At 68.7% G+C, this 22,266-nt stretch carries 19 protein-coding genes and 1 pseudogene; 6 read left to right on the top strand and 14 right to left on the bottom strand.

Features of this window, described 5'->3' with window-relative positions:
- Window positions 1-269 precede the first annotated feature (269 nt).
- From AC1RQF_RS25255 to AC1RQF_RS25230, 6 genes are all read right to left on the bottom strand, one after another.
- Complete coding sequence (locus tag AC1RQF_RS25255) at window positions 270-2,093, bottom strand: FAD-dependent monooxygenase (protein WP_492873214.1); 1,824 nt, start codon at window positions 2,091-2,093, stop codon at window positions 270-272.
- Complete coding sequence (locus AC1RQF_RS25250) at window positions 2,090-2,809, bottom strand: class I SAM-dependent methyltransferase (protein ID WP_273996639.1); 720 nt, start codon at window positions 2,807-2,809, stop codon at window positions 2,090-2,092. Before AC1RQF_RS25250 ends, AC1RQF_RS25255 begins: the two co-directional genes overlap by 4 nt.
- A gap of 258 nt (window positions 2,810-3,067) precedes the next feature.
- A complete protein-coding gene (locus AC1RQF_RS25245) occupies window positions 3,068-3,871 on the bottom strand; it encodes a class I fructose-bisphosphate aldolase (RefSeq protein ID WP_273996640.1) in 804 nt (267 codons plus the stop codon).
- Window positions 3,872-3,879: 8 nt separating this feature from the next.
- A complete protein-coding gene (locus AC1RQF_RS25240; RefSeq protein WP_492873213.1) occupies window positions 3,880-5,199 on the bottom strand; it encodes a 3-dehydroquinate synthase II domain-containing protein in 1,320 nt (439 codons plus the stop codon).
- A gap of 73 nt (window positions 5,200-5,272) precedes the next feature.
- Window positions 5,273-5,542 (bottom strand): hypothetical protein, encoded by a 270-nt coding sequence (locus AC1RQF_RS25235; RefSeq protein WP_492873212.1) that lies wholly within the window; start codon window positions 5,540-5,542, stop codon window positions 5,273-5,275.
- 313 nt (window positions 5,543-5,855) lie between these two features.
- Window positions 5,856-6,110: a hypothetical protein gene (locus AC1RQF_RS25230; protein ID WP_492873211.1), complete on the bottom strand. Its 255-nt coding sequence runs from the start codon at window positions 6,108-6,110 to the stop codon at window positions 5,856-5,858.
- A gap of 983 nt (window positions 6,111-7,093) precedes the next feature.
- Here AC1RQF_RS25230 and AC1RQF_RS25225 point away from each other — a divergent pair.
- The 3 genes from AC1RQF_RS25225 to AC1RQF_RS25215 all read left to right on the top strand — a co-directional run bounded on the left by AC1RQF_RS25225 (window position 7,094) and on the right by AC1RQF_RS25215 (window position 13,395).
- Window positions 7,094-12,226 (top strand): jacalin-like lectin, encoded by a 5,133-nt coding sequence (locus AC1RQF_RS25225; RefSeq protein WP_492873210.1) that lies wholly within the window; start codon window positions 7,094-7,096, stop codon window positions 12,224-12,226.
- Between the two features lie 14 nt (window positions 12,227-12,240).
- The gene (locus AC1RQF_RS25220; protein ID WP_492873209.1) at window positions 12,241-12,714 is read left to right on the top strand and encodes a hypothetical protein; all 474 of its coding nucleotides are present in this window, start codon (window positions 12,241-12,243) and stop codon (window positions 12,712-12,714) included.
- Between the two features lie 87 nt (window positions 12,715-12,801).
- Complete coding sequence (locus tag AC1RQF_RS25215; RefSeq protein ID WP_273996646.1) at window positions 12,802-13,395, top strand: SCO family protein; 594 nt, start codon at window positions 12,802-12,804, stop codon at window positions 13,393-13,395.
- Between the two features lie 240 nt (window positions 13,396-13,635).
- On the opposite strand, the gene AC1RQF_RS25210 is transcribed toward AC1RQF_RS25215, so the two are convergent.
- Together AC1RQF_RS25210 and AC1RQF_RS25205 are read right to left on the bottom strand one after the other, a co-directional pair.
- Window positions 13,636-14,526 (bottom strand): alpha/beta fold hydrolase, encoded by an 891-nt coding sequence (locus tag AC1RQF_RS25210; RefSeq protein ID WP_273996647.1) that lies wholly within the window; start codon window positions 14,524-14,526, stop codon window positions 13,636-13,638.
- Between the two features lie 279 nt (window positions 14,527-14,805).
- Window positions 14,806-15,426, bottom strand: a complete 621-nt coding sequence (locus AC1RQF_RS25205; RefSeq protein WP_273996648.1) for a trimeric intracellular cation channel family protein — start codon at window positions 15,424-15,426, stop codon at window positions 14,806-14,808.
- Between the two features lie 151 nt (window positions 15,427-15,577).
- On the opposite strand from AC1RQF_RS25205, the gene AC1RQF_RS25200 reads away from it, so the two are divergent.
- A complete protein-coding gene (locus AC1RQF_RS25200; protein ID WP_273996649.1) occupies window positions 15,578-16,474 on the top strand; it encodes a LysR substrate-binding domain-containing protein in 897 nt (298 codons plus the stop codon).
- A 260-nt stretch (window positions 16,475-16,734) separates the two neighbouring features.
- On the opposite strand, the gene AC1RQF_RS25195 is transcribed toward AC1RQF_RS25200, so the two are convergent.
- Window positions 16,735-17,106, bottom strand: coding sequence for a VOC family protein (locus AC1RQF_RS25195; RefSeq protein WP_492873208.1), 372 nt, complete (start codon window positions 17,104-17,106; stop codon window positions 16,735-16,737).
- A 184-nt stretch (window positions 17,107-17,290) separates the two neighbouring features.
- Here AC1RQF_RS25195 and AC1RQF_RS25190 point away from each other — a divergent pair, with 184 nt between their 5' ends.
- Window positions 17,291-17,962, top strand: a complete 672-nt coding sequence (locus AC1RQF_RS25190) for a glutathione S-transferase family protein (protein ID WP_492873207.1) — start codon at window positions 17,291-17,293, stop codon at window positions 17,960-17,962.
- A 45-nt stretch (window positions 17,963-18,007) separates the two neighbouring features.
- On the opposite strand, the gene AC1RQF_RS25185 is transcribed toward AC1RQF_RS25190, so the two are convergent.
- Window positions 18,008-18,649: a DUF1345 domain-containing protein gene (locus AC1RQF_RS25185; protein WP_492873206.1), complete on the bottom strand. Its 642-nt coding sequence runs from the start codon at window positions 18,647-18,649 to the stop codon at window positions 18,008-18,010.
- 110 nt (window positions 18,650-18,759) lie between these two features.
- Here AC1RQF_RS25185 and AC1RQF_RS25180 point away from each other — a divergent pair, with 110 nt between their 5' ends.
- The gene (locus tag AC1RQF_RS25180) at window positions 18,760-19,491 is read left to right on the top strand and encodes a metallophosphoesterase (RefSeq protein WP_273996653.1); all 732 of its coding nucleotides are present in this window, start codon (window positions 18,760-18,762) and stop codon (window positions 19,489-19,491) included.
- A 5-nt stretch (window positions 19,492-19,496) separates the two neighbouring features.
- Here AC1RQF_RS25180 and AC1RQF_RS25175 read toward each other — a convergent pair whose 3' ends face one another.
- From AC1RQF_RS25175 to AC1RQF_RS25160, 4 genes and pseudogenes are all read right to left on the bottom strand, one after another.
- Window positions 19,497-20,198, bottom strand: a complete 702-nt coding sequence (locus tag AC1RQF_RS25175) for an RES family NAD+ phosphorylase (protein WP_443111452.1) — start codon at window positions 20,196-20,198, stop codon at window positions 19,497-19,499.
- Entirely contained in the window at window positions 20,195-20,614 is a 420-nt protein-coding gene (locus tag AC1RQF_RS25170; protein ID WP_252983861.1) for an MbcA/ParS/Xre antitoxin family protein, read from the bottom strand. The genes AC1RQF_RS25175 and AC1RQF_RS25170 overlap by 4 nt, the downstream gene beginning before the upstream one ends.
- Window positions 20,615-21,011: 397 nt before the next feature.
- Complete coding sequence (locus AC1RQF_RS25165; RefSeq protein ID WP_492873205.1) at window positions 21,012-21,914, bottom strand: metal-dependent hydrolase; 903 nt, start codon at window positions 21,912-21,914, stop codon at window positions 21,012-21,014.
- Window positions 21,915-21,995: 81 nt separating this feature from the next.
- Window positions 21,996-22,266 (bottom strand): annotated as a pseudogene (locus AC1RQF_RS25160) (hypothetical protein); the annotation flags it as partial.

The raw sequence follows: 22,266 nt of genomic DNA, 5'->3' as shown, positions 1-22,266 counted from the left end.
CCGTTTGCGCTGGCCGTTTGCGCTGGCCGTTTGCGCTGGCCGTTTGCGCTGGCCGTTTGCGCTGGCCGTTTGCGCTGGCCGCCCCCATTGCTCCATGGGTCGCTAACTGCGCGCAGTTAGCGACCCATGGAGCGATACATCATCAGCGACGCAACGCGGGACGGCGGCAAGCGCGCATTCGGCCTTCACATGCAGAGCCGGCCCGCGCGTACCTGTCGCAGCTCCGCGCCGACGCACAGCCGGCCCCGCGCCGCACGCCCCATCCCGGATCAGCGCGCCGCGCCGGCCATGCTCGGCGACACCGTCTCCTCGCCGGATTCATCGGGTTCACCAGCTCGCCTCCCGCACGTCGACGTGACGCGCCCGATCACCCGATCGAGCACCACGCCCGCATCGGCAGGCACGCCGTCGCCGCGCCACGCGACATGCTGGTCGGGCCGCACCAGCACCAGCCGGCGCGCATACAACTCGAACGCCGCATCCGACTCCAGCTCGACAATCGACAGCGGCACGCCGCGCGCACGCGCCGCAGCGCCGAGCCGCGCGCCGCCGTCGTCCGCCTGCGGATCGGCCTCCGCGCCGCGCGAGCGCACCCGCAGCAGCGTGAAACCCAAGCCCAGCAGATCGAACACCGAACGTCGCGCCCCGTCCTCGCCCGTCAGCCAGACGTGCGGCAGCCGGCCGCCCGGCACGCCGCTCGGCCGGTACACCAGCGGATCGTCCTCCGGCGGCACGCCGTCCGGCCACACGATCGGCGAACCGTCGTAGCGTGCGCCGAGTTCCACCCCCGGCGATTCGAACTGCGGCCGGAACGCCTGCAGTTTCTCGCCCAACTCGCGCCGCACGGCCTCGCCCGCCGCATCGTCCGACTCCACCTCCACCGGCACCCGCAGGTCCCCGACCTGGAAGGTCAGGAACCGCGCGGCCGCCGTGTTCCGGTACGCGATCGGCCGGCGCTCCGCTTCATACGACGCGAGCAGGCCCTCACCCGCCCAGCCCTCCAGCGCCGCCGCGAGTTTCCACGCGAGGTTCGCCGCGCCATCGATGCCCGTGTTCATGCCGAAGCCGCCCGTCGGCGAGAACAGATGGGTCGCATCGCCCGCGAGGAACGCGCGCCCCGACGAGAAGCGCTGCGCCACCAGCGCCACCCCGCCCTGCCACGGCACGTGCGCGATCACCTCCACATCCACTTTCCGGCCCACGCCGTTCTGGATCCGCCGGATCACCGTCGCGTCGTCCGGCTCCCGTTCCTGCGCATCCGGCTTCGACATCAGCAGGAATTCATCGCCGCCGTTCAGGCTCACGAGCAGCATCCGCGCGCCCGGCGCCATCACGTTGTACATCCACGCCTTGCGACCGCGCAGCAGCTCGCCGTCCAGCGCCGGGATCCGCACGTAGCTCGAAAACATCCGTCCGCCCAGGAAGCCGTCGTGCGCGCCCCCCGGCCCTTCATAGGCGATGCCCAGCGTGCGGCGCACGAAGCTCTGGCCGCCGTCGCAACCCACCAGATAGGAGGCGCGCCAACGCTCGCCCGGCGCGCCGCCGTCGGCCGGCTCGGCGGCCAGCGTCACACCCGCCGCGTCCTGTTCGAATCCCGTCACGCGCCAGCCATAGCGCAGCGTGATGTTCGCGCGCGTGCCCGCATGCGCGAGCAGGAAGCGCTCCACGTACATCTGGTTCGCGCGCAGCAGCGGTTCGGGCTCCTGATCGCGCTCTCCCGCTTCCTGCGCGACGCGCGCGCGCTCGCGCTCCGTGCCCATCGCCAGCCGCGTCAGCTCCCAGCCCGCGAGCCGCGTGAAATAGGCGATGTCGCGCGGGTGATCCACCGGCAGGCCCAGCCCGCGCACCGCGTCCGCGATGCCCAACCGTCGGTAGTGCTCCATCGTCCGCGCGTTGTGCGTACTGCCCTTCGGATGCCAGCGGCTGTCCCTCTCCAGGTTGAAGACCACGGTCGCCACGCCGTGACGATCGAGGAACAGCGCCAGCATCAGGCCCACCGGCCCGCCGCCCACGATCGCGACCGGGCGCTGCGGCATACCGTCGAGCGCCTCCGGCGACGCGCCTTCCAGGGTGTCCACGGTTGCCGTGCTCACGCGCCGGGCCCTCCCGTTTCGCGCGCGGCCGGACACAGCCGCAGGATGTCGTAGCGATGCGCGCCCTCTCCCTCGCCATACGCCGACGCCACCACCGTCGAGGCATAGCCGTGTTCGCCGAGCAAGGTCTTCAGCGCGGCTTCGTCGCCCTGGCTGCTGAAGCCGATCAGCAGCTGGCCACCCGGGCTCAGGTAGGACGGCGCCTCCCGCAGGAAGCGGCGATGCGCCGCGTACCCGGCGTCGCAGAACGCACGCAGGATCGGCTGCTCGAACGCGTAGTCGTCCGGCACGAACACGAAGTTCGAATTCCAGAAGATCACGTCGAACCTTTCACCCGCCTCCAGTACGTCGAACAGATCTCCATGACGCGTCGACACCCGTCCCGCCACGCCGTGACGCAGCGCATTCGCGCGCGCATTCTCCACCGCGGCCTCGCTGATGTCCGACGCCACCACGCGCGTACACCCCGACAATGCCGCCGTCACCGCGGTCACGCCCGCGCCGCAGCCGATCTCCAGGAACGCGCCGCCGGACGGATACGGCAGGTAACGCGTGAAGATCCCCGTCGATTGGAAGTGCGTCGGCGGAAACACGTCCTCATGCACCTCGAAGCTGCGCCCGTCGCACACGTACCGCGTCACCCGCTCCGCTTCCGCGACGGCCAGCCGCTGTCGCACCGACGTGATCGCGCCGGATTCGTAGTCCTGATTGCTCATCGGTCGTGCCTGCTCCATTCAGAGATTGACCATCGGTGCGCGTCGTCGGCCGAGGCGCGCGTCGTGCCGCCGCGCCGGGCTCCGGGCGGAAGCAGGCCCGCTTCCGCCGCTGATTCGTCACGACAGACGAATGGCCGTTCCGGCGACACGCCGTACCCGTCCGGGCCGCGCCGGCGGCGGAAAAATGCGCCGGCGGCGCCCGGCTCGCCGGCCGGAGCCGCGCCCGAACCCGGACGCGGCTCCGTCACGCGCCCGGATTCACACCACCTCAAGCTCCGCCACGCGCTCGGCCTCGCCCTTCACGCAATCCGCGAGCCGCTTCAGCAGGCTCAGCGGCCGCGCATGCTGGAACACGTTGCGACCGATGCACAGCCCGCTCGCGCCTTGCTCCACCACCGTGCGCGTCATCGCCACCAGCCCCTCCTCGCCCGCCTTCTCCCCGCCCGCGAAGAAAATCCGGATGTCCCCGCCATGACGACGCACCAGCCCTCCGATCTCCTGCAGCGATTCCGGATACGCGAGCTTCACCGCATCCGAACCCAGCTCCGCCACCACCCGCACCAGGTGATTCAGCCGGCCCGAACGTTCCGCCTGCGTCGGCGCCTTCACCTTGTCGTACAGCATCGTCAGCAGCGGCAGGCCCACCGCGTGCGCCGCGTCCGTCACCGCCCCCAGCATCGCGAAGTTGTGCGCGAAGTTCTCCTCCGTGAAGTTCACCTGCATCGACACCGCATCCGCTCCCAGCTTCAGCGCCGTCTCGATGTCCGACACCATCACCTTCGTGTCCGCGTCCGGCGACAGGCTCGCCATCCCGTTCAGGTGCACGATCACCCCCGTCGACGGGTGCAGCCGCTCCCGCACGATCAGGCGCTCGATCAAGCCCTTGTGCCCCAGCACCGCGCTCAGGTGCGGGCTGCCGATCCATCCGTCGAACGCGTCCGTCGCCTCCATCCCCGCGATCGGCCCCAAGGTCAGTCCATGATCCACCGGCACGATCAGCCCTCGCTGCGACTCCGGGAACAGAATCCGACGCTCTCTCAGTTTCCTGCCGACGTAGCCCATGTCCCCTCCTACTTCTCGATGATCGTCTCGTTGATCTTGATCCCCACGTGACGACCCGGCTCCGTCACGTAGCCCAGTACCTTGTCTCCCGGCTTCAGTTCCGAGATGTTCAGCGGCTTCGCCCCATCCGAGAACACCCGCACGTGCCAGTCGTCCTGCATCAGGATGTTCACCCGCTCCTTGCCCGCGAACTCCACCTCGATCAGCCGCAGCGGACGCTGCTCGATCTTCATCCGCCCCACCGACGCGCGCCGCACACGCCCCTTCGAATTCACCAGCATCACGGGCGACCCCGCCTTCAGCTCGCTCATGTAGTCGGTCCGGTTGCCCGTGTTGAACACATACGAGTGCACCGCCCCCGCGTTCACCCGGAACGGCCGCAGCTCCATGTACGGCAGGAAGAACACCTCCGGGCAGCACAGCAGCCCACCCTGCGACGTGCTCCCCACCAGCATCCCTTCATCCGGATCGAACAGCGTCGACGTGTCGATGCACGCCCGGTAGCCCATCCCCACCGGCCGGCTCTCCACCACCGTCCCCACCTGGATCGACAGGTTCGCGTGCTCCGCCTCCGACATCTGGTCCAGGAACGTCGTCATCACCTGGTGGTCGCGCGGCGAGAAAATCACCCCTTCCGCCCCGTACTCCATCACCCCGTACGACACGATCGCGTCGTCCACGTTGGCCGGGTCCTTGATCTCCTTCATCAGGATCGTCCCCGTCGACTGCAGCGAGGCGATCACCAGTTCGAGCGGAATGTTGGTCGGGTCGCGGAACAGGATCCACAGATAGTTGAAGCCCAGCCCGTCGTTGATCGAGCCCAGCAGGCTCTCGCGGTCGTCCACGTAGCTCGTGTAGCAGGTCGTGAAACCTTCCGCGCCGAGCGCGCGCAGCGCCGCCGCGTCGTGGTACGCCACGCTGCGCCGGCGCTTGCCGTCCGGCTTGAACGCCGCGTACTGCGGGCTGTCGCGGAACGCCTTGAGTTCCGCCGCGTCGCGCAGCTTCAGCACCACCTGCATCCGCTCCGGGATCGCCGGCAGCAGGTTCGCCGCGTTCTCCAGGTACACCACCACCCCGCTGTACAGCGAATTGATCACCCGCACGAACACGCTGTCGTCCGGCTGCGGCTTCGCCAGTTGCACCGTGTCGTACCACACCAGCTGCCCGTCCAGCCCCGAGCGTTTGGACTCGCCGCCGCCGCCCACGTTGGTCAGCTTCACCGAGGTCCGCTTCGCCACCGTCTCCGGCGTCTCGAACCGCGCCGCCGCCGGCGCGTCCTGTACGACCTGCGCTTCCTTAACCTTCGCTACGACACTCGCGTTGCTCATGCGTGCTCTCTCCTGATCGATGATTGAAGGCCCGCGCCGCCTCCCGGCGGCAACCCGGCCGGGCTGCGAACCGTCACGCCGATTCCAGCTGGCGCGACGCATTGCCCGGCCGTGCGCGGGCGGTTTTGCTGTAAGGCACGTACAGCTCTTCGGGCGGTTCCTGCTTCAGGTAGCGGCGCAGCGCGGCCGTGGCCGTCGCGAGACAATCGGAAAAAAATTCAACCGTTTCGCCCGGATAGCACAGGTAACTTTTTCGACAACTGAAAAATACGTAACCCTGATCCGGAATATTCGACGAGTCGAATAATTCAATTACCCATCGAATATGCATTGGTTCCGTCATGAGCTTATCTCTTTCGGAATGACTTCAATGCCGAACGGCAAGCGCCCCTCTGCGCCATTCATCGCCCGTCGATCGCCGCCATTCGATACGACGAGCCAATGAAACTCAATGTTTAATCTTTATCAATTCAGCCGATTTTCAAGGCAACCATCCATTGCAAAACCGTCAGCAATCTATTCATGGAGGTGCAGAGTATCAAGAAATTTCCACGAAATGATACCTCCCTTAATAATTTAATTTTCAATTCATCAGCAAACGTATTGACCCCATCTTGGGACGTTAGACTGCAAATTTTCACCTCAAATCGAACCAATCAAGCGATTGTTTCAAAAAAACAAAAACAACCAAAATAGCCCACTAAAATCACCATAAAATTCAATAAACAATTAATCGATAAAATTCCCATATTTCCCCACCGCTCTCCAGCAAACCGAAAATCACCGGGAATTTCCTCAGCATCGTTTTTGCTCTGTACTCCACATAAATTGAGAAGCTGCTGTTTCTCAACTCCGGCGAGACCACGCACGCCGTCATCGCAAGAACCGGTTTCCTCATCGAAAACACGCACGCGGCTCGCCCGTCGACATGCCGGCGTTCCCTGAAGCCAACCGACGCCTCATTCCACGCCGCCGTATGGGTTCATGCCGATCAGAACATCCGAAGATCCCGCGCGACAGCCCGCAACCGTCGCCGCGCCCGATCTGCCCGGCTATCGCCGAGATCCGCCAAACCTGCTGCCGGATCCCCCAAGCCCGCCGATGCGGCTTATGGCTCCCGGTGAAGCGGCGTCGATATCCGCCATCAATGGCACGAACCCGACGCCGACCGAATCGTGCCGTTCAGATGCCGCCGGCGACCATCGGCTCAGCCGGGAGACCCGCAAGCGTGGCGCGGGCGTCGCAACCACCTCTTGCCGCCGAGGCGACGCCTGCCGTTGCTCTCATCGTCGTCCGTGCCACCACACCGCCGCGATTTCCGGCTCCCGACGCACTTGAGATTCGGCGCGTGACCACCGACCGCCCCCTCGACGGCAGCGAACGCCCCGGACGCGGAGATCATCCGCGTGAAACCCGATGCCGATGCGATGGCCGACGTCGGGTCGCCGCTGCCGTGAGCCTCCCTTGCGAGCCGGCCCGGATAGCCCGGACGGCCCATGCCGTCGCTTATCGTCGCGTTGTGTAATCTGGCCCGCTGAACGAAGCGCCGGGGCTCCATTACCCTACGCCGTCGCCCGGCGAGGCGACAGCAACAATTCACGTAAGTTCTCGCTTAATAAATGATTAGCACTGCTTCCAGCAACAGATAGCCGAATACCGACCAGGTCATTCGAACCGGCAAGAACACGGTGTGCCACATGCGCCGTCCAGGACGGTCGATCGGAATACCTCATCCGCATCGCCCTCCATGAATAATTATTCAAGATTCCAAAACAAATAACGAATCATCCGATTCAGAACTTTCTTCAATGCAAGACACGATGTTCGCAAACCAGGCCCGCCGTGCCGACGACGCGTCGCTCGATGCTGCCCGCCCCTCCGATAAGAGCCTTCCATGAAAATTGCCGCGCGTCGTTTTCCTCTTGGATTGATTCTGGCCGTCGCGGCCGCGCTCCAGGCATGCGGTGACGGATCGAAGAACGCCGCCGAGGGCGAGGATTTCGCGGCCTCGCTCGCCAACCAGCGCAGCCGGCTCATGGCGATGGCGGCACCGTCGCAGTCGCAATGGTCCGGCGTGACGACGCTGTCGCTGGTGCCGTCGTTCGCCGCCACGCTGCCGAGCGGCAAGGTCCTGCTGTTCTCCGCCGATGCGAAGTTCGGCTTCACGGTCGGCCCCGGCGGCATGACCTATTCGACGATCTACGATCCGGCCACCAACACCTCATCGGATACGCTCGTCAGCAACACCGGCCACGAGATGTTCTGCTCCGGCACGAGCAACCTGGCGGACGGACGGCTGCTGATCGCGGGCGGCGGCGACGACGCGAAGACGAGCATCTACGACCCCGCACTCAACACCTGGTCCGCATCGGGGCGATTGACCATTCCGCGCGCCTACAACGCGAACACGGTCCTGGCCGATGGCACGGTGCTTACGCTGGGCGGCTCGTGGCTCAGCGGCGCGAGCCCCAAGAATGCCGAACTGTGGTCGCCGTCGTCCGGAACCTGGCGGCAGTTGACCGGCGTGCCGATCCAGCCGTTTCTGGAGCCCGGCCAGAGTTCCCCCGAGCCGTACGTGGCCGACAGCCACCTGTGGCTGATTCCGGCCGGCAACGGAAAGACCTTCCATGCCGGTCCGGGCGAGGCGATGCACTGGATCGACACGCGCGGCAACGGCAGCGTCACGAACGCGGGCACGCGCGGCGACGACGCGTTCGCGTTTCACGGCAACGCCGTGATGTACGACACCGGGAAGGTGTTGAAAGTCGGCGGTTCGCCGCAGAACATGAATGCGCCGTCGAGCGCGTCGGCTTACGTGATCAACCTGAACGCCGGCGTCAACGTGCGCAAGATCAACCCGATGAACTACGCGCGGTCGTACCAGAACTCGGTCGTGCTGCCGAACGGCCAGGTGATGATCCTCGGCGGGATGACCGTCGGCGGCCAGTTCACCGACAACAACTCGGTCATGCGGCCGGAGGTCTTCGATCCCGTCACCGAGACGTTTGCGGCATTGCCGCCGATGGCGATTCCCCGCAACTATCACAGCGTGGCCGTCCTGCTGGCGGATGGGCGCGTGCTCGTCGCCGGCGGCGGGCTGTGCGGCGCCGGGTGCGCGGCCAACCATCCGGACCTGCAGATCCTCACGCCGAACTACCTGCTCAACCCGGACGGCACGCCCGCACCGCGCCCCGCGATCACGAGCGCGCCGGGCTATGCCGGCTACGGCAGCACGATCACCGTGTCGACGGATTCGGCCGTCACCGGCTTTTCGCTGGTCCGCCTCTCGTCGACCACGCATACGGTGAACAACGATCAGCGCCGCCTCTCGCTGACGTTCAGCAGCAACGGCGCAAACAGCTATCAGATCGACGCGCCGAGCAATCCCGGCTGGGCGGTGCCGGGCATGTACATGCTGTTCGCGATGAACGCGAACGGCACGCCGTCGGTCGCGAAGATGATCACGATCGGCGGCAACGGCGCGCCGACGCTCGTCGCGCCCGACTCGCAGGCGAGCTTTGTCGGCTATCCCGTTTCGTTCGGCGTGCAGGCCGGCGCGAACGGCGGCGCGACCGTCTCCTACTCCGCGACCGGCCTGCCGCCGGGGCTCGCCGTCAACGCGGCGACAGGCGTCGTCTCGGGCACACCGACGACGCAAGGCACCTACTATCCGACGATCGTCGCCTCGAACGGAACGAGCCGGGTCAGTTCGATCCTGCAATGGGACGTCAATGCCGCGGCCACCGCGCCGGCCGTGGGCCCGGTCTACGGAACGCCGGGCGCAAGCGCATCGTTCACCGACGCCGGCGGCGGCGCGCTGACGGGCGTCAACGTGCGCTCGGCCTGGTGGCTCGACAGCATCCAGGGTGTCCGCGCGTCCGGCGCGCTCGCGCTGCACGGCGGCGCGGGCGGCAACGCCAACGGCTTCACGGTGCCGGCCGGGCAATATCTGGTCCGCATGTTCGGCCTGGCCGGCGATTCGACGATCACCCAGATCAGCTTCGTCACCAACACCGGGCAAACCTTCGGCCCATACGGGCAGAACCTGGGACAGACACGCACCACGCCGTTCAACTACACGGTGCCGACCGGCATGCAGATCGTCGGCTTCACCGGCAGCGCCGGCCAGTATCTCAACGCGCTCGGCGCCCTGTATGCGCCCGTGGCGTCCGCGCCCACGGCGCCGGTCATCGCGACGCCGATTCCGCCGACTTCCTACGCAGGCGTCGAGACCTCGATCACGCTGGCGGCGAGCGAACCGGGCAACAGCCCGCTGACCTACGCCGCGACGGGGTTGCCGCCCGGCCTGCTCATCAATGCCTCGACCGGCGTGATCGCCGGCTTCCCCACGACGGCCGGCACGTACGTCGTGAACGCGACCGTCAGCGACGGCAACGGCGGCAAGGCCAGCACCAGCTTCAACTGGGTCATCCAGCCGCCGATCCCGGTGATCCAGCCGGTGAGCGCCCCGTCGGTCATCAGCGGCAGCACGGCGAACTATACGGTCGATGCCGGCGCAGGCAGCTTCAGCTATACGTGGAATTTCGGCGACGGCAGCTCGACGACGCAGCCGACGACCGCCAACGCCGCGAGCTATACGTATACGGCGCCGGGCGTCTACACCGTGACGGTGAGCGCGACCAATGCCAGCGGAACGGTCGTGACGCGCAATTTCGTGCAGGCCGTGACGAGCGGCCGCAACACCGGCGCGAGCGCGGCGCGCTCGTCCGACATCGCGGTGGAAAAGCGCAAGGGCGCGAGCGATCGCCTCTGGGTCGTCAATCCCGACAACGGCAGCGTGTCCGTGATCGATACGGCCGGCAACACGCTGGTCCGCGAAATTCCGGTCGGACTGCAGCCGCGCACGGTCGCGATCCGCGGCGCGACCGCGATCGTGACGAACAAGGGCGGCGCGAGCCTGAGCGTCGTCAGCACCGATACGCTCGCAGTCCTGAACACCGTCGCGCTGCCGCGCGGATCGCAACCCTACGGCGTGATCGTCGGGCCGGACGGCAGCACCTATGTCGGCCTGGAAGCCCTGGGCCAGGTGCTCAAGTTCGACGGCGGCCTCGTGCAGAGCGCGAGCGCCGCCGTGCCCGGCGTGCGCGATCTCGCGATGAGCGCGGACGGCGCGCGTCTGTTCGCGAGCCGCTTCATCACCGCGCCGCAGCCCGGCGAAAGCACGAAGACGGTCATGACGAGCGTCAACGGCCAGCCGACCGGCGGGGCCGTGACGGAACTCGATCCCGCGTCGCTCGCGAAGGTGCGCCAGTTCGTGCTGCAGTTCAGCGGGCTGCCCGACACCCTCGTGTCGGGGCGCGGCGTGCCGAACTACCTGGGTGCGCCGGCGATTTCGCCGGACGGCGCGCATGCCTGGGTGCCGTCGAAGCAGGACAACATCCAGCGCGGCGCTTACCGCGACGGCAAGCCCCTCGACTTCGAAACGACGGTGCGCGCGATCACGTCGCATCTGGACCTGACCGCGAACACCGAGGACTTGGCCGGTCGGGTCTTCCATCTGAACAGCGGCTTCACCACCGCCGCCGTCTATCATCCGAACGGCGCGTATCTGTTCGTCGCGCTCGAAACCTCGCGCGAAATCGCCGTGCTCGATGCGGCGGGGCGACGCGAACTGCTGCGCGTGGCGGCGGGGCGCGCGCCGAACGGGCTGAGCCTGTCGTCGGACGGCACGAAGCTGTACGTGAACAACTTCATGGATCGCACCGTGTCGGTCTACGACCTGAACCCGCTGCTGCAGCTCGGCAACCTGCGCCTGCCGAAGCTCGCGACGGTCGCCACGATCGGCGTCGAAAAGCTGCCGGCCAACGTGCTGCTCGGCAAGCAGCTGTTCTACGACGCGCAGGACCCTCGCCTCGCGCGCGACAGCTGGATGAGTTGCGCAAGCTGCCACAACGAGGGCGGCGAGGACGGCCGGGTCTGGGACTTCACGAGCCTCGGCGAGGGGCTGCGCAATACGATCAGCCTGCTCGGCCGCGCGGGCGGCCACGGCAACAAGCACTGGAGCGCGAATTTCGATGAGATCCAGGACTTCGAAGGGCAGATCCGGGTGTTCGAGCAGGGCACCGGGCTGATGACCAATGCGCAGTTCAACACCGGCACGCGCAGCCAGCCGCTCGGCGATCCGAAGGCCGGCGTGAGCGCGGATCTCGACGCGCTCGCCGCGTACGTGTCGTCGCTCAACGTGTTCAGCCCGAGTCCGTTCCGGAATCAGGACGGCACGCTCACAGGCGCCGCGCTTGCGGGCAAGACGATCTTCGCGACCCACTGCGCCAGTTGCCACGGCGGCGTCAACTTCACCGACAGCTTTACGTTCGCCGGCACGTCGACCACCGACCTGCGCGACGTCGGCACGCTCTACCCCGGCAGCGGGAAACGCCTGGGCGGCGCACTGCCGGGCTTCGACACGCCGACCCTGCGCGATGTCTGGGCCACCGCGCCGTACCTGCACGACGGCTCCGCGCCGACGGTCGACGCCGCGATCGCCGCCCATGCGAATGTGAGCCTGAGTCCCGCGGATCTGGCGTCCGTCAGCGCGTACGTGTTGCAGATCGGCGGCGACGAAGCCTATGCGCCGGGTACGTTCTCGACCGGCCCGGCCTTCGGCACCCCGACGCTCGGCGCCGCGTTCTCGGACACGGTGCAGCCGGTCAATCCGCTCGTCGGCGTCAATCTCCGCGGCGGTTATTGGCTGGACAGCATCCAGGGTGTGACCAGTTCGGGCGCGTTGCCGGCGCACGGCGGAAACGGCGGCAACGCCGCCAGCTTCAGGCTGCCGGCCGGGCAATACCTGGTCCGGATATACGGCCGGGCGACCCCGGGCAAGACCATCGGGCAGATCACGTTCGTGTCGAACACGGGCCAGACCTATGGTCCGTACGGCAGCAACCTGGGACCGGGGACAAGCGTCCCGTTCGACTACACGGTGCCGGCGGGCAGGAAGATCTATGGATTCGCCGGCGCGAGCGATACGTATTTGAATGCGATCGGCGTGATCTATGGTCCGTGACGCGAATGAGGCCGATGAATAGGCGCGTCCCGATGCGCATGCGCCGCCTCGTGTTCGCGATCGCGCTGGCGGCCGGCGTCGGGGCGATCGGGCACGCATGGCGCGGCGGGCCGACCGGCGGCCCGCCGCGGACGAGGCCATTCGAGGACGGACGGCGTCTGTTCGACGGATCGCTGCCGGCGGCGGCGAGGCTCGCGGGCCACGACGACGCCTTGCCGCCGGTGGCGACGCGCTGCGCGAACTGTCATGCCGACGTCGATCGCGCCGGACAGGCGAGCTTCGCCCCGGCGTTGACGGCATCGCGCCTGCTCGACAGTCGCGTGCGGCGCGGCGGTCCGGCAAGCGCGTACGACGAGACGTCGTTTTGCCGCGTGCTGCGCGACGGCATCGGCCCCGACGACGTGATGATCAACGAGACGATGCCGCGTTATACGTTGACGCGGGATCAATGCGCGACCCTGTGGCGCTATCTGACACAGGCAACCTGACGGCCCGCGTTTCTTCCGGGATCGGCCGGCGGCCACCGCGGCGTGCGCCGCCCGGCCGACGCACGCCGTCTTTCCCCGAGTGATCGTATGACACAACACTCCCCGACACGCAGGGCGGCGCTGCGCACGGCCTGCTGGATCGCGCTGGCGGGCGTCGGCAGGCTGGCGGCCGCGCACAATCAGGCCGGAACGGTGAGCCCGCCGCGCGGCGCGCCCGAGATGAAACTGGTCACGCACACCGCACGCCAGACGACGCTGCGCGCATTGTTGACCGGAAAGGCGACGGCGTTGCAGCTGATGTTCACCGGCTGCAGCGCGACCTGTCCGATTCAGGGCGCGCTTTTCGCGCAGGTGCAGGCCGCGCTTCCCCGCGCCGGGCGGCTGCCGCTGCAACTGGTATCCGCGAGCATCGACCCGTTCGGCGACACGCCTCGGGCAATGCAGGGCTGGCTCGCGAAATTCGGCGCGGAGTCCGCCTGGACGGGCATGATTCCCGAGGCCGGGCGCGTGGATGCATGGCTCGACTTCCTGAACGGACGCGCAGTCGGGTCCGATCGGCACACGGGGCAGGTGTTTTTCTTCGACGAGCAGGCGCGGCTGGTGCTGCGCACCGCCGATTTCCCGAAATCGGACGAGGTCGCGCGCCTGCTCGCGCAGCTTGCGTCGCGCATCAAGGTTTGAGCGCGCGGCGCGATCCAACCGACGCCGTGCGCGGGCGCGCGTGAGGCTTGCGGTTGGCGCATCGCGTACGACGCACGCGGCGCAGGCGTTCCGCTGCCGTCGGCCAGCACATGCCTGAATGGATGCGCGCGCAAGCAAGCGGCGCGCTCGCGCCGCCCGCCTGCGATCATCCGGCGATGCGGGAAGACCCGGCGCACCGCACGGCAACGCCGCGCGCATCGCACGCCTGGGCGGCACGCCTCAGCGCGCCCCGGCGAAGGCGAGGATCTCGTCCGCAACGGCCCGAGGCGCTTCGCGTTGCGGAAAGTGGCCGATTCCATCGAGCACGGCGCGCCGGTAGGGTCCGCTGAACCAGTGCGCCTTGCCGTCCGAACTGTCCGGGTGATTGCACGCATCGGCGCCGCCGTGCAGCACGAGCGTCGGCACCGCGAGCCGGGGCGGCGGGTCGAGGCTGGCGTCGTCGTCCGCGTAGGCGGGATCGCCCGCGACGAAGCCCCAGCGATGCCGGTACGAATGCAGCACCACCGCCGCCCAATCCGGATTGTCGAACGCGGCGGCGGCCGCCTCGAAGTCCGGCGGCGCATACCAGCCCGCGGGCGACCAGGTGTCCCACATCCCGCGCGTGAACGCGCGGCGATCCTGTTCCACCGCCGCGGCCCCGCGCGGCGTCGCCATGAACCAGTGATACCAGTAGTTGCGCGCTTGCGCGTAGCCGAGCGCCTGATGCGGATCGTTGGTGCCGTAGCCGACCGACAGCATCACCAGGCCCGACGCAACGCCGTCGCGCAAGCCGCAGGCATTGGCCACCGCGCGCGCGCCCCAGTCATGGCCGACGAGCAGCGGCGCGCGCAGGGCGAGCGCCTCGATGAAATCGAGCAGATCGCGACCCAACGCGCTCAGCTGTCCGCTGCGCGGCGTGCCCGGATCGCGGAAGCGGGTCGGGCCGAAGCCGCGCAGCGCGGGACACAGCACCCGATAGCCCGCATCGGCCAGCCGCCGCGCGACGTCGGCCCAGGTTTCGGGGCTGTCCGGCCAGCCGTGCACGAGCACGGCGCAGCGCGCGGCCCGCGGATTCCATTCGAGATAGCCGATCCGCAACCGGCGGGTATCGACAAAGACATACTCAGACATCGCGACTCCGGGATTCCTGGATGGAGCCGTCAGCTTAATTCGCGCGGCCGCGCCGATTCGTCACGATCGCGGCCCGATTGATGACATTTCGCGATCAATCCGTGCGCGGCCGATTCGCCCGATTGCGTCGGCGCGTGGCGCGCATCGCAACGGGTCGGGTCGGGTCGGGTCGGGTCGGGTCGGGTCGGGTCGGGTCGGGTCGGGTCGGGTCGGGTCATTCGAACAGGATGCCTGATCATTCTGGCGCCGACGAATCCGGTCGCGCGTCCGCGCGTCCGCTCACGGCAGCGCATGCGGCAAATGCCAGCCGTAGCGCACCGCCGCCATCCGCACCGCGAAGCACGCGCCGCCGCCCGACCAGGCCGCGACGATGGGCGGCACGCGCAGGCGGCGGCAGACCACCACCACCGTCCCGCCCACGAACGCCGCGCTCGCATAGATGTCCGTCACGAGCACGCCGGGAATCCGCGCGAGCAGCAGATCGCGCAGCACGCCGCCACCGACGCCCGTCACGGTGCCCATCAGCGCGGCGATGAACGGCCCGATGCCGTAGCCGAGCGCCTTCTGCGCGCCCGCCACCGCGAACAGCGCGAGCCCCGCCGCATCGAGCGCGACCAGCAGCGATGCGGGCACGCGCAGCACCTGGGCATGCATGGCGAAGGTCAGCAGGCCGGTCGCGAACGCCAGCGCCGGATAACGCCAGTCGCGGATCGCATTCGGCGGCGTCGCGCCGATCAGCAGGTCGCGGATCACCCCGCCGCCCAGCGCGACCACGAAGGCCAGCACCATCACGCCCAGCAGGTCGAGGCCGCCCCGCATCGCCGCGACCGCCCCTTCGAGCGCGAACACCGCGGTGCCGGCAAGATCGGCGGCGAGAATGATCGTATCGTTTCGATTCATCGGGAACGGAGTGGGCAGCGCCCTTGGCCGGTGGTCCGTCGCCGAGCATACCCGAGCGCCGGCGCGCCCGCCATCGGGCGTGCGCGGGGCGCCTCTGTCACAATGCCCGGATCCCGGCGTCCCGACGCCGCTTCCCGTTGCGAGGCTCTCCGTGCAAGCATCGACTCCCGCCCCGGGCGGATCGGCGTCGCTCGATCTGGTCCTGTTGCGCACCTTCATCGAAGTCGTCGAACTGGGCGGTTTCGCGCTCGCGGCCGACCGGCTCGCGCTGACCCCGTCCGCCGTCAGCGGTCACATCCGGCGGCTCGAGGACGTGGCAGGCGCGCGGCTGCTCGCGCGCACGACGCGCAGCGTCCAGCTGACCGGCCCGGGCGAAATGCTTTACGCGTATGCGCGCAATATCGTCAATCTCGAACAGGAAGCGCGCATCCGCCTGCGCAACGCGGCGACGCACGAACGGATCCGCATCGGCGCATCCGAGGATTTCACCGGCGCGTGGCTGCCGCAGGTGCTGACAACCTTCCAGCATCGCTATCCGGGCGTCGCGATCACGTTGCAGGTCGGCATCACGCCCGACCTGCTGCGCGCGCTCGAACACGATCAGCTCGACCTGGTGTTCGGCAAGCATTGCGCGCGCGCGCCCGACGGCGGCGCGCTGCTGTGGGAGGAACCGCTCGTCTGGACCTTCGGCGCCGCCTGCGCGTTCGACCCCGAAGCGGAACTGCCGCTCGCGGCCTTCGCCGAACCGTGCGTGTACCGCGAGGCGGCGATCGACGCGCTGACCCGCGCCGGCAAGCGCTGGCGGCTCGCGTTCGAGAGCGGCAGCATGGCGGGTTGCCTCGCGGCCGCGCAGGCGGGCTTCGCCGTCGCGCCCGTCGCCGCCAGCCAGCTGCGCGAGGGCCTGCGCGCGCTGGGCGCGGCCGACGGCCTGCCGCCGCTGCCCGAGGTGCGCTTCCACGTGTTCGCGCGCCACGCATCGCGCATCGCGCAGGAACTGGCCGACGCCGTCCGCGAGACGGGCGCACGCCGCCGCTTCGGCTCGGTCTAGCGATCGCGGTCTGACGGTCTGACGGTCTGACGGTCTGACGGTCTGACGGTCTGACGGTCTGACGGTCTGACGGTCTGACGGTCTGGCGGTCTGGCGGTCTGGCGGTCTGGCGGTCTGGCGGTCTGGCGGTCAGCGAACCCGCGGCCGGCGGCGCATGGGTCGGCTTGCATGCGCAAGCGCCCGCTCATGCTCACCGCCCTGGTCGGAACCATCCCCTTCGGGACGCTCGCCGCAACCCGCCCAATTCGGAAGACGGCGACTCAATCGAGCTGCATCAGCTGGAACACGTTGCCCTCCGGATCCTCGCCGTCGCACAGCAGATACGGAAATCCCGCGAAGCGCTTCGGTTCGCGCATCGGCACGCCCTCGGCCGCGAGCGCCTCGCGCAACGCGTCGAGGCCGGCCTGCACGGCGAACACGAGCTTCACGTTCGAACCGTCGCCGGGCCGCGTCGCGTCGCGAAACGCCGGACCGGCGCGATGCAGCGCCAGCTCGATCGCGCCGGCGCGCAGCACGACCCATTCGTTGTCGATCTCCTCGCTCGCGACGAAGCCGAAATGCCGTTCATAGAACGCCTTCAGGCGCGACACGTCGTGCACATACAGGATCAAGCGGGTCAACGGATACGTCATGGCGACACCTCTGCGCGCGTGAATGGCCGAAGGCGCGAGGCCCCGGCCGCGCTGCCGGAGCGGCAGGCATCCGCGACTATAGCGCAGGGGTCGCGCGGCCGCTGCGCGGCGGCGTTATCATCCGTCCACGCGGGCGGCCGGTCCGAGGCCCGCGCCCCGTCACCCTCCGATCGAGTGCGCGCCCATGCTGACCGTCCATCACCTGAACAACTCCCGCTCGCAGCGCGTGCTGTGGCTGCTCGAAGAACTGGGCGTGCCCTACAAGATCCAGCGCTATGCGCGCGATCCGGCCACGATGCTCGCGCCGCCCGAGCTGCGCGCCGTGCATCCGCTCGGCAAGTCGCCGGTGATCACCGACGACGGGCTGACGCTCGCGGAATCCGGCGCGATCGTCGAATACCTGCTCGACCGCTACGGCGAAGGTCGCCTCGCGCCGCCGCGCGGCACGCCGGAGCGCGCGCGGCTGACCTACTGGCTGCATTACGCGGAAGGCTCGGCGATGCCGCCGCTGCTGCTCAAGCTGGTTGCGCTGCGCATCGCGAGCGCGCCGATGCCGTTCTTCGCGAAGCCGATCGCGCGGCGCATCGCCGCGACGCTGCAGTCGAGCTTCATCGATCCGCAGCTGAAGCTGCATCTCGGCTATCTGGACGACGCGCTGCGCCCGACCGGCTGGTTCGTCGGCGACGCGTTCAGCGCGGCCGACATCCAGATGAGCTTCCCGCTCGAAGCGGCGGCCTCGCGCGACGGCGCGGTCGCGGCGCTGCCGTCGATCACGGCCTTCCTCGCGCGCATTCACGCGCGCCCTGCCTATCGGCGCGCGCTCGAACGCGGCGGCCCGTATGCGTTCGCGAACTGACGGCGGCCCCTGACGCGCGGCCGCGGATGCGCGCCTCAGCTGAGCTCAGCTCAGCAGCCCCGCGGCGACGTTGATCGACAGGCCGAGCACCGCGATGTTGAAGTAGAACGACAGGATCGACTGCGCGAGCGCGGCGCGGCGGATCGAGCGATTGCCCAGCGACACGTCGGCGGTCTGCGACGCCACCGCGATCGTGAACGAGAAATACAGGAAGTCCCAGTAGTCGGGATCGAGGTCGCGGTCCGGGAATTGCAGCGCGCGGGCGTCGCGCGGCGACAGGTAGTAGAGCCGCGCATAGTGCAGCGTGAAGATGGTCGGGATCAGGAACCACGCGCCGAACATCGTCGCGCCCGTCACCACGTAGTGACCGATGCCCGCGCCCTTCGCGCTCGCGAGTTCGATCGCGATCGCCGCGATGCTCGCGACCGTCGCGAGGCAGATCACGGTCAGCACGGTGGTGGCCTTTTCATCGTCGAGCATCGCGATGTCCTCCACCTTGCGATGATGCGCGCGCATCATGCGCGTCCACATCAGCGCGAGATACAGCCAGATCGCGACGTCCCAGCCGATCAGCACGCGCACGACGGGGCGCAGCGGCTGGGGAAACAACAGGCCGAACAACACGCCGGCGGCGAGCGCCGCCATCATGCGCGGCCGGTTGCGCAACACTTGGGGATAGAGCGTCATCGCGTCACTGAAATGATCGTGAAAGGCGCGCCGCGATGCAGCACGATGAACCGCCATTATCGTCAGCTTGTTCGCCTGCGCCAAGCGCATGCGCATCCTAAGATGGGGGAATGCGCCCCGCCCCTCTCCTGTGCCGTCACGCCGCCAATCATGCCGGCCGCGACTTCGTGGTCGGCGACCTGCACGGCTGCGTCGATCCGCTGCGCGTGCTGCTGCACGACGCGCGCTTCGACGCCGCGCGCGACCGGCTGTTCTCGGTCGGCGATCTGGTCGACCGGGGCGAACAGCCGGAAGCCGCGCTCGCGCTGCTCGACCGCCCGTGGTTCTTCCCGGTGCTCGGCAACCACGAGGACGTGCTGTGCGCGGTCGCGGAGGGCGCGCTCGCGATGAGCGTGTGGGAACGGATCGGCGGCGCGTGGGCCGCGCACCTGCCGGCGGAGGCGCTGGCCCGCCACGCGCGGCGGCTGCGCATGCTGCCGCTCGTGCGCAGCATCGGCGACGGCGCGGCGCGCTTTCACATCCTCCATGCGGAATTCTTCGGCGACGACGCCGCACTCGCGCGCGGCGACTACGACGACGCGACGCGCCAGCGCCTGCTGTGGGGCCGCGAACTGGTGTACGGCCGCGCCGATCCGGCCCGGCAGGCCGGCCTCTCGCCGACCTATTGCGGCCACACGCCGGTGCACGAAGTGATGCGCATCGGCGCGCAGACCTTCGTCGACACCGGCGCGTTCGACCGCTCCGGCAAGCTCACGCTGCTCGAGGTGGAAAGCGGCCGATGCTGGGCGATCTCGGTGGCCGCCGCGCGCTTTCGCGGCGCGGCCGACCTGCCGCTGCCCTGAGCCGCTCAGCCGACCTGGTTCAGCTCGTAGACGGCGTCGATCGCCGCGCCGTTCCAGTTGTATTCCAGATAGGCCGCGTGGTGGCAGTCGCGCAGCAGCGTCGTGCGGAACGCCGCGAGGCACTCGCCCGCCGGATCGCGCACCGACGGATATGCGATCCCCGCCACGCCCGCCGCGCGCACCGCCTGCCCCAGCGCCTGCCCCGCGCGATAGTCGTTCGCATCGAGCAGCGCCGGATCGCGCGCGGACCAGCCGCGCACGTCGGCCACCTCGCCCTGCGCCACCACCGTGTAGAGCCGCATCTGCTGGCGCATCGACGGCTCGCGGGTGGCCGCCAGGAACAGCGCGGCGTGGTAGCGCGTTTCCGCGATCGCGGTGTCGCGCGCGCGGGCGCAGTAGAACACGCCGTAGCGGCCGTCGGAGAAACGGCTGCCGTTCGGGTTCAGGTGGGTGAAGGCCGCCATGATCGGCCCGTAGCCGGCCCCGAAGCGGCGCTCGCCGGGCGGCACGAGATCGAGCTGGCCGACCTCGCTGCGCACCCGGTCGTTGGTCAGCGCCTCGAGCGCGTAGAGCGCTTCGAAATCGTCAGCCGACGCGACGCGGTCGAACAGGTTGATCGCGGGAAAACGCGTCGGGATGACCCGGTAGGCCGGCGCCCAGTCGAGCGCGGCAAGCGGCCAGTCGGCACGCCGTGCGATCGAGGTCACGCCCATCCGCCCCGCATCGCATCGAGATACTGGCGCACGGCCACGAGGTCGCTGACGTTGCCCGCCAGCATCCGGTCGAGCGCGCGCCTGCCGTTGAACGGCGCGGCGTCGTTCGGACGCTTGACCCACGCATCCGCGGCCGCCGCCTGCGGCAGCAGGATCTGCAGCGCCTTGTAGATGCCGAGCATCAGCGACAGGCGTTCGAGCGTGTCGCGCGTCAGGCGCGCCGTCTGCGGCGACGCCTTCCACTTGAAGAAGGTCGAGCGCCCCGGCGAGCCCAGCAGCACCAGCTGCTCGTCGACCGACAGCTCCCAGTCGCGCGCGATGTTGAAGAACGCCCGCAGCCCGGCCGCCGACATCTCGGTGACCGACGCGTCCGGCGGATTCGGGTGGGGCTTCAAGGCAGGATAGGACATCACCGTTAGTCTCAATATGAATTCACTAACAAGATTAGTCCAATTCTAGATGATTTCAAGGGACAGGGGGTGGATGCCATCCGCGCGGCGCGGGATCGCCCGGCCGCGTGCGGCGTCGCGGACGGATTCGTGCGGCGAATGATGCGTTCCCGTCGCGGCCGGGCAGCGGGGTGAACGGCAGGCATGGGAAACAGGGGCCGCGCGACGAGGGCGTGCGGAAAAGCTTGCGGAGGGTGTCTGGTCGCGCGCGCCCCGCGGCAGGCGGATGTCGCGGCGACGGCCACGGCGGCATGCCGAGCCGCCGGCCTTGGCGCCCGCCCCGCCCGGCAGGCGGTCGCGTCATGCGGCCCGGCCGAGCGCGGCGACGCCGCGCGCGCATGCCGGCCGGGCAACACGCTCAGGCGGCGTCGAAACGTCCGATCGCGGGCAGCGGCCGCGCGTCGCGCGGACCGTGGGCGGCGGCGATCCCGTCGACGCGCGCGAGGTGATGCCGGTTGTCGTGATCCCACGGATGAAAGCCCGGCCGGAAAAAGCTCAGCCACTCGCGCGCGATGCGCGGGAACAGGCCGTGGCGCGGCCCGTACAGAAACGCGACCACGCGCCACATGCCGCGCACGCGGTGGCCGGCCTGCCGGTCCGAACGGATCAGGCGCGTGTGGAGCAGGAACACGGTGGGCCAGAACGTCAGCGTGGTCACCAGATACACGCCGATGCGCCCCAGGTAGCGCGCCGGCCCGGGCTTCATCACGGTGTTCCAGACGTCGAACGACACCGCCTTGTGCTCGGTTTCCTCGAGCGCGTGCCACAGCCACATCTGCCGATAGCCTTCCTCCGAGCCGTCGAGGCGCGTCGCGTCGTCGAGCAGCAGGCCGGCCAGCATCGCCGTGTAATGCTCGGCCGCCACGGTGTGCGCGAGCTGCACCCAATGCGGCAGCACCCGCTTCATCCAGCCGAGCACCTTCCAGATGCGCTGGTCGAGCTTGCGCGCGGGCAGGCGGTTCGCCTGCAGCAGTTCGTTGTACTCGACGTGCTCGCGGGTATGCATCGCCTCCTGCCCGATGAACGCGAGCACCTGCTTCTTGAGCACCGGGTCCTGGATCCGGTCGCGGTAGTTGCGCACCGAATCCATGAAGAAACGCTCGCCCGCCGGAAACAGCAGCGACAGCGCGTTGAAGAAGTGCGATACCTGCGATCCCTGGCCGTGCCAGTCCTTCGCGCGCTCGACCGGCAGGGAAAAATGAAGATCGCGGCGGACCGGCATCACCAGCACCGGATCGCGCGAACGGACAGCCTCAGTCATCGACGTCTCCTGAATGGACGCCGGGCGCGCCGGACCCCGCGCGCCGCGGTCTGTGCGTCGGCGGCCGATCCCCGCCGATCGTTACATCACTAACTGTAACAATATGGCGTGCGCAAGCCGGAAGGCAAGGCGGGCGCTAGTGGTTCGCTTCCAAACGCGCGGGCGGATGACGCCCGCGTGTTTCAAACCGGCGGGGCCACCTTTGGCGAGGTCACCCTTGGCGAGGTCACCCTTGGCGGGGCCACCCTTGGCGGGGTCACCCTTGGCGGGGCCACCCTTGGCGGGGTCACCCTTGGCGGGGCCACCCTTGGCGGGGTCACCCTTGGCGGGGCCACCCTTGGCGGGGTCATCC

It is taken from the genome of Burkholderia sp. GW821-FHT14F03, assembly GCF_058803765.1.
Note: the sequence above shows the minus strand (reverse complement) of the source record. Positions and strands in the feature narration are given on the sequence as shown.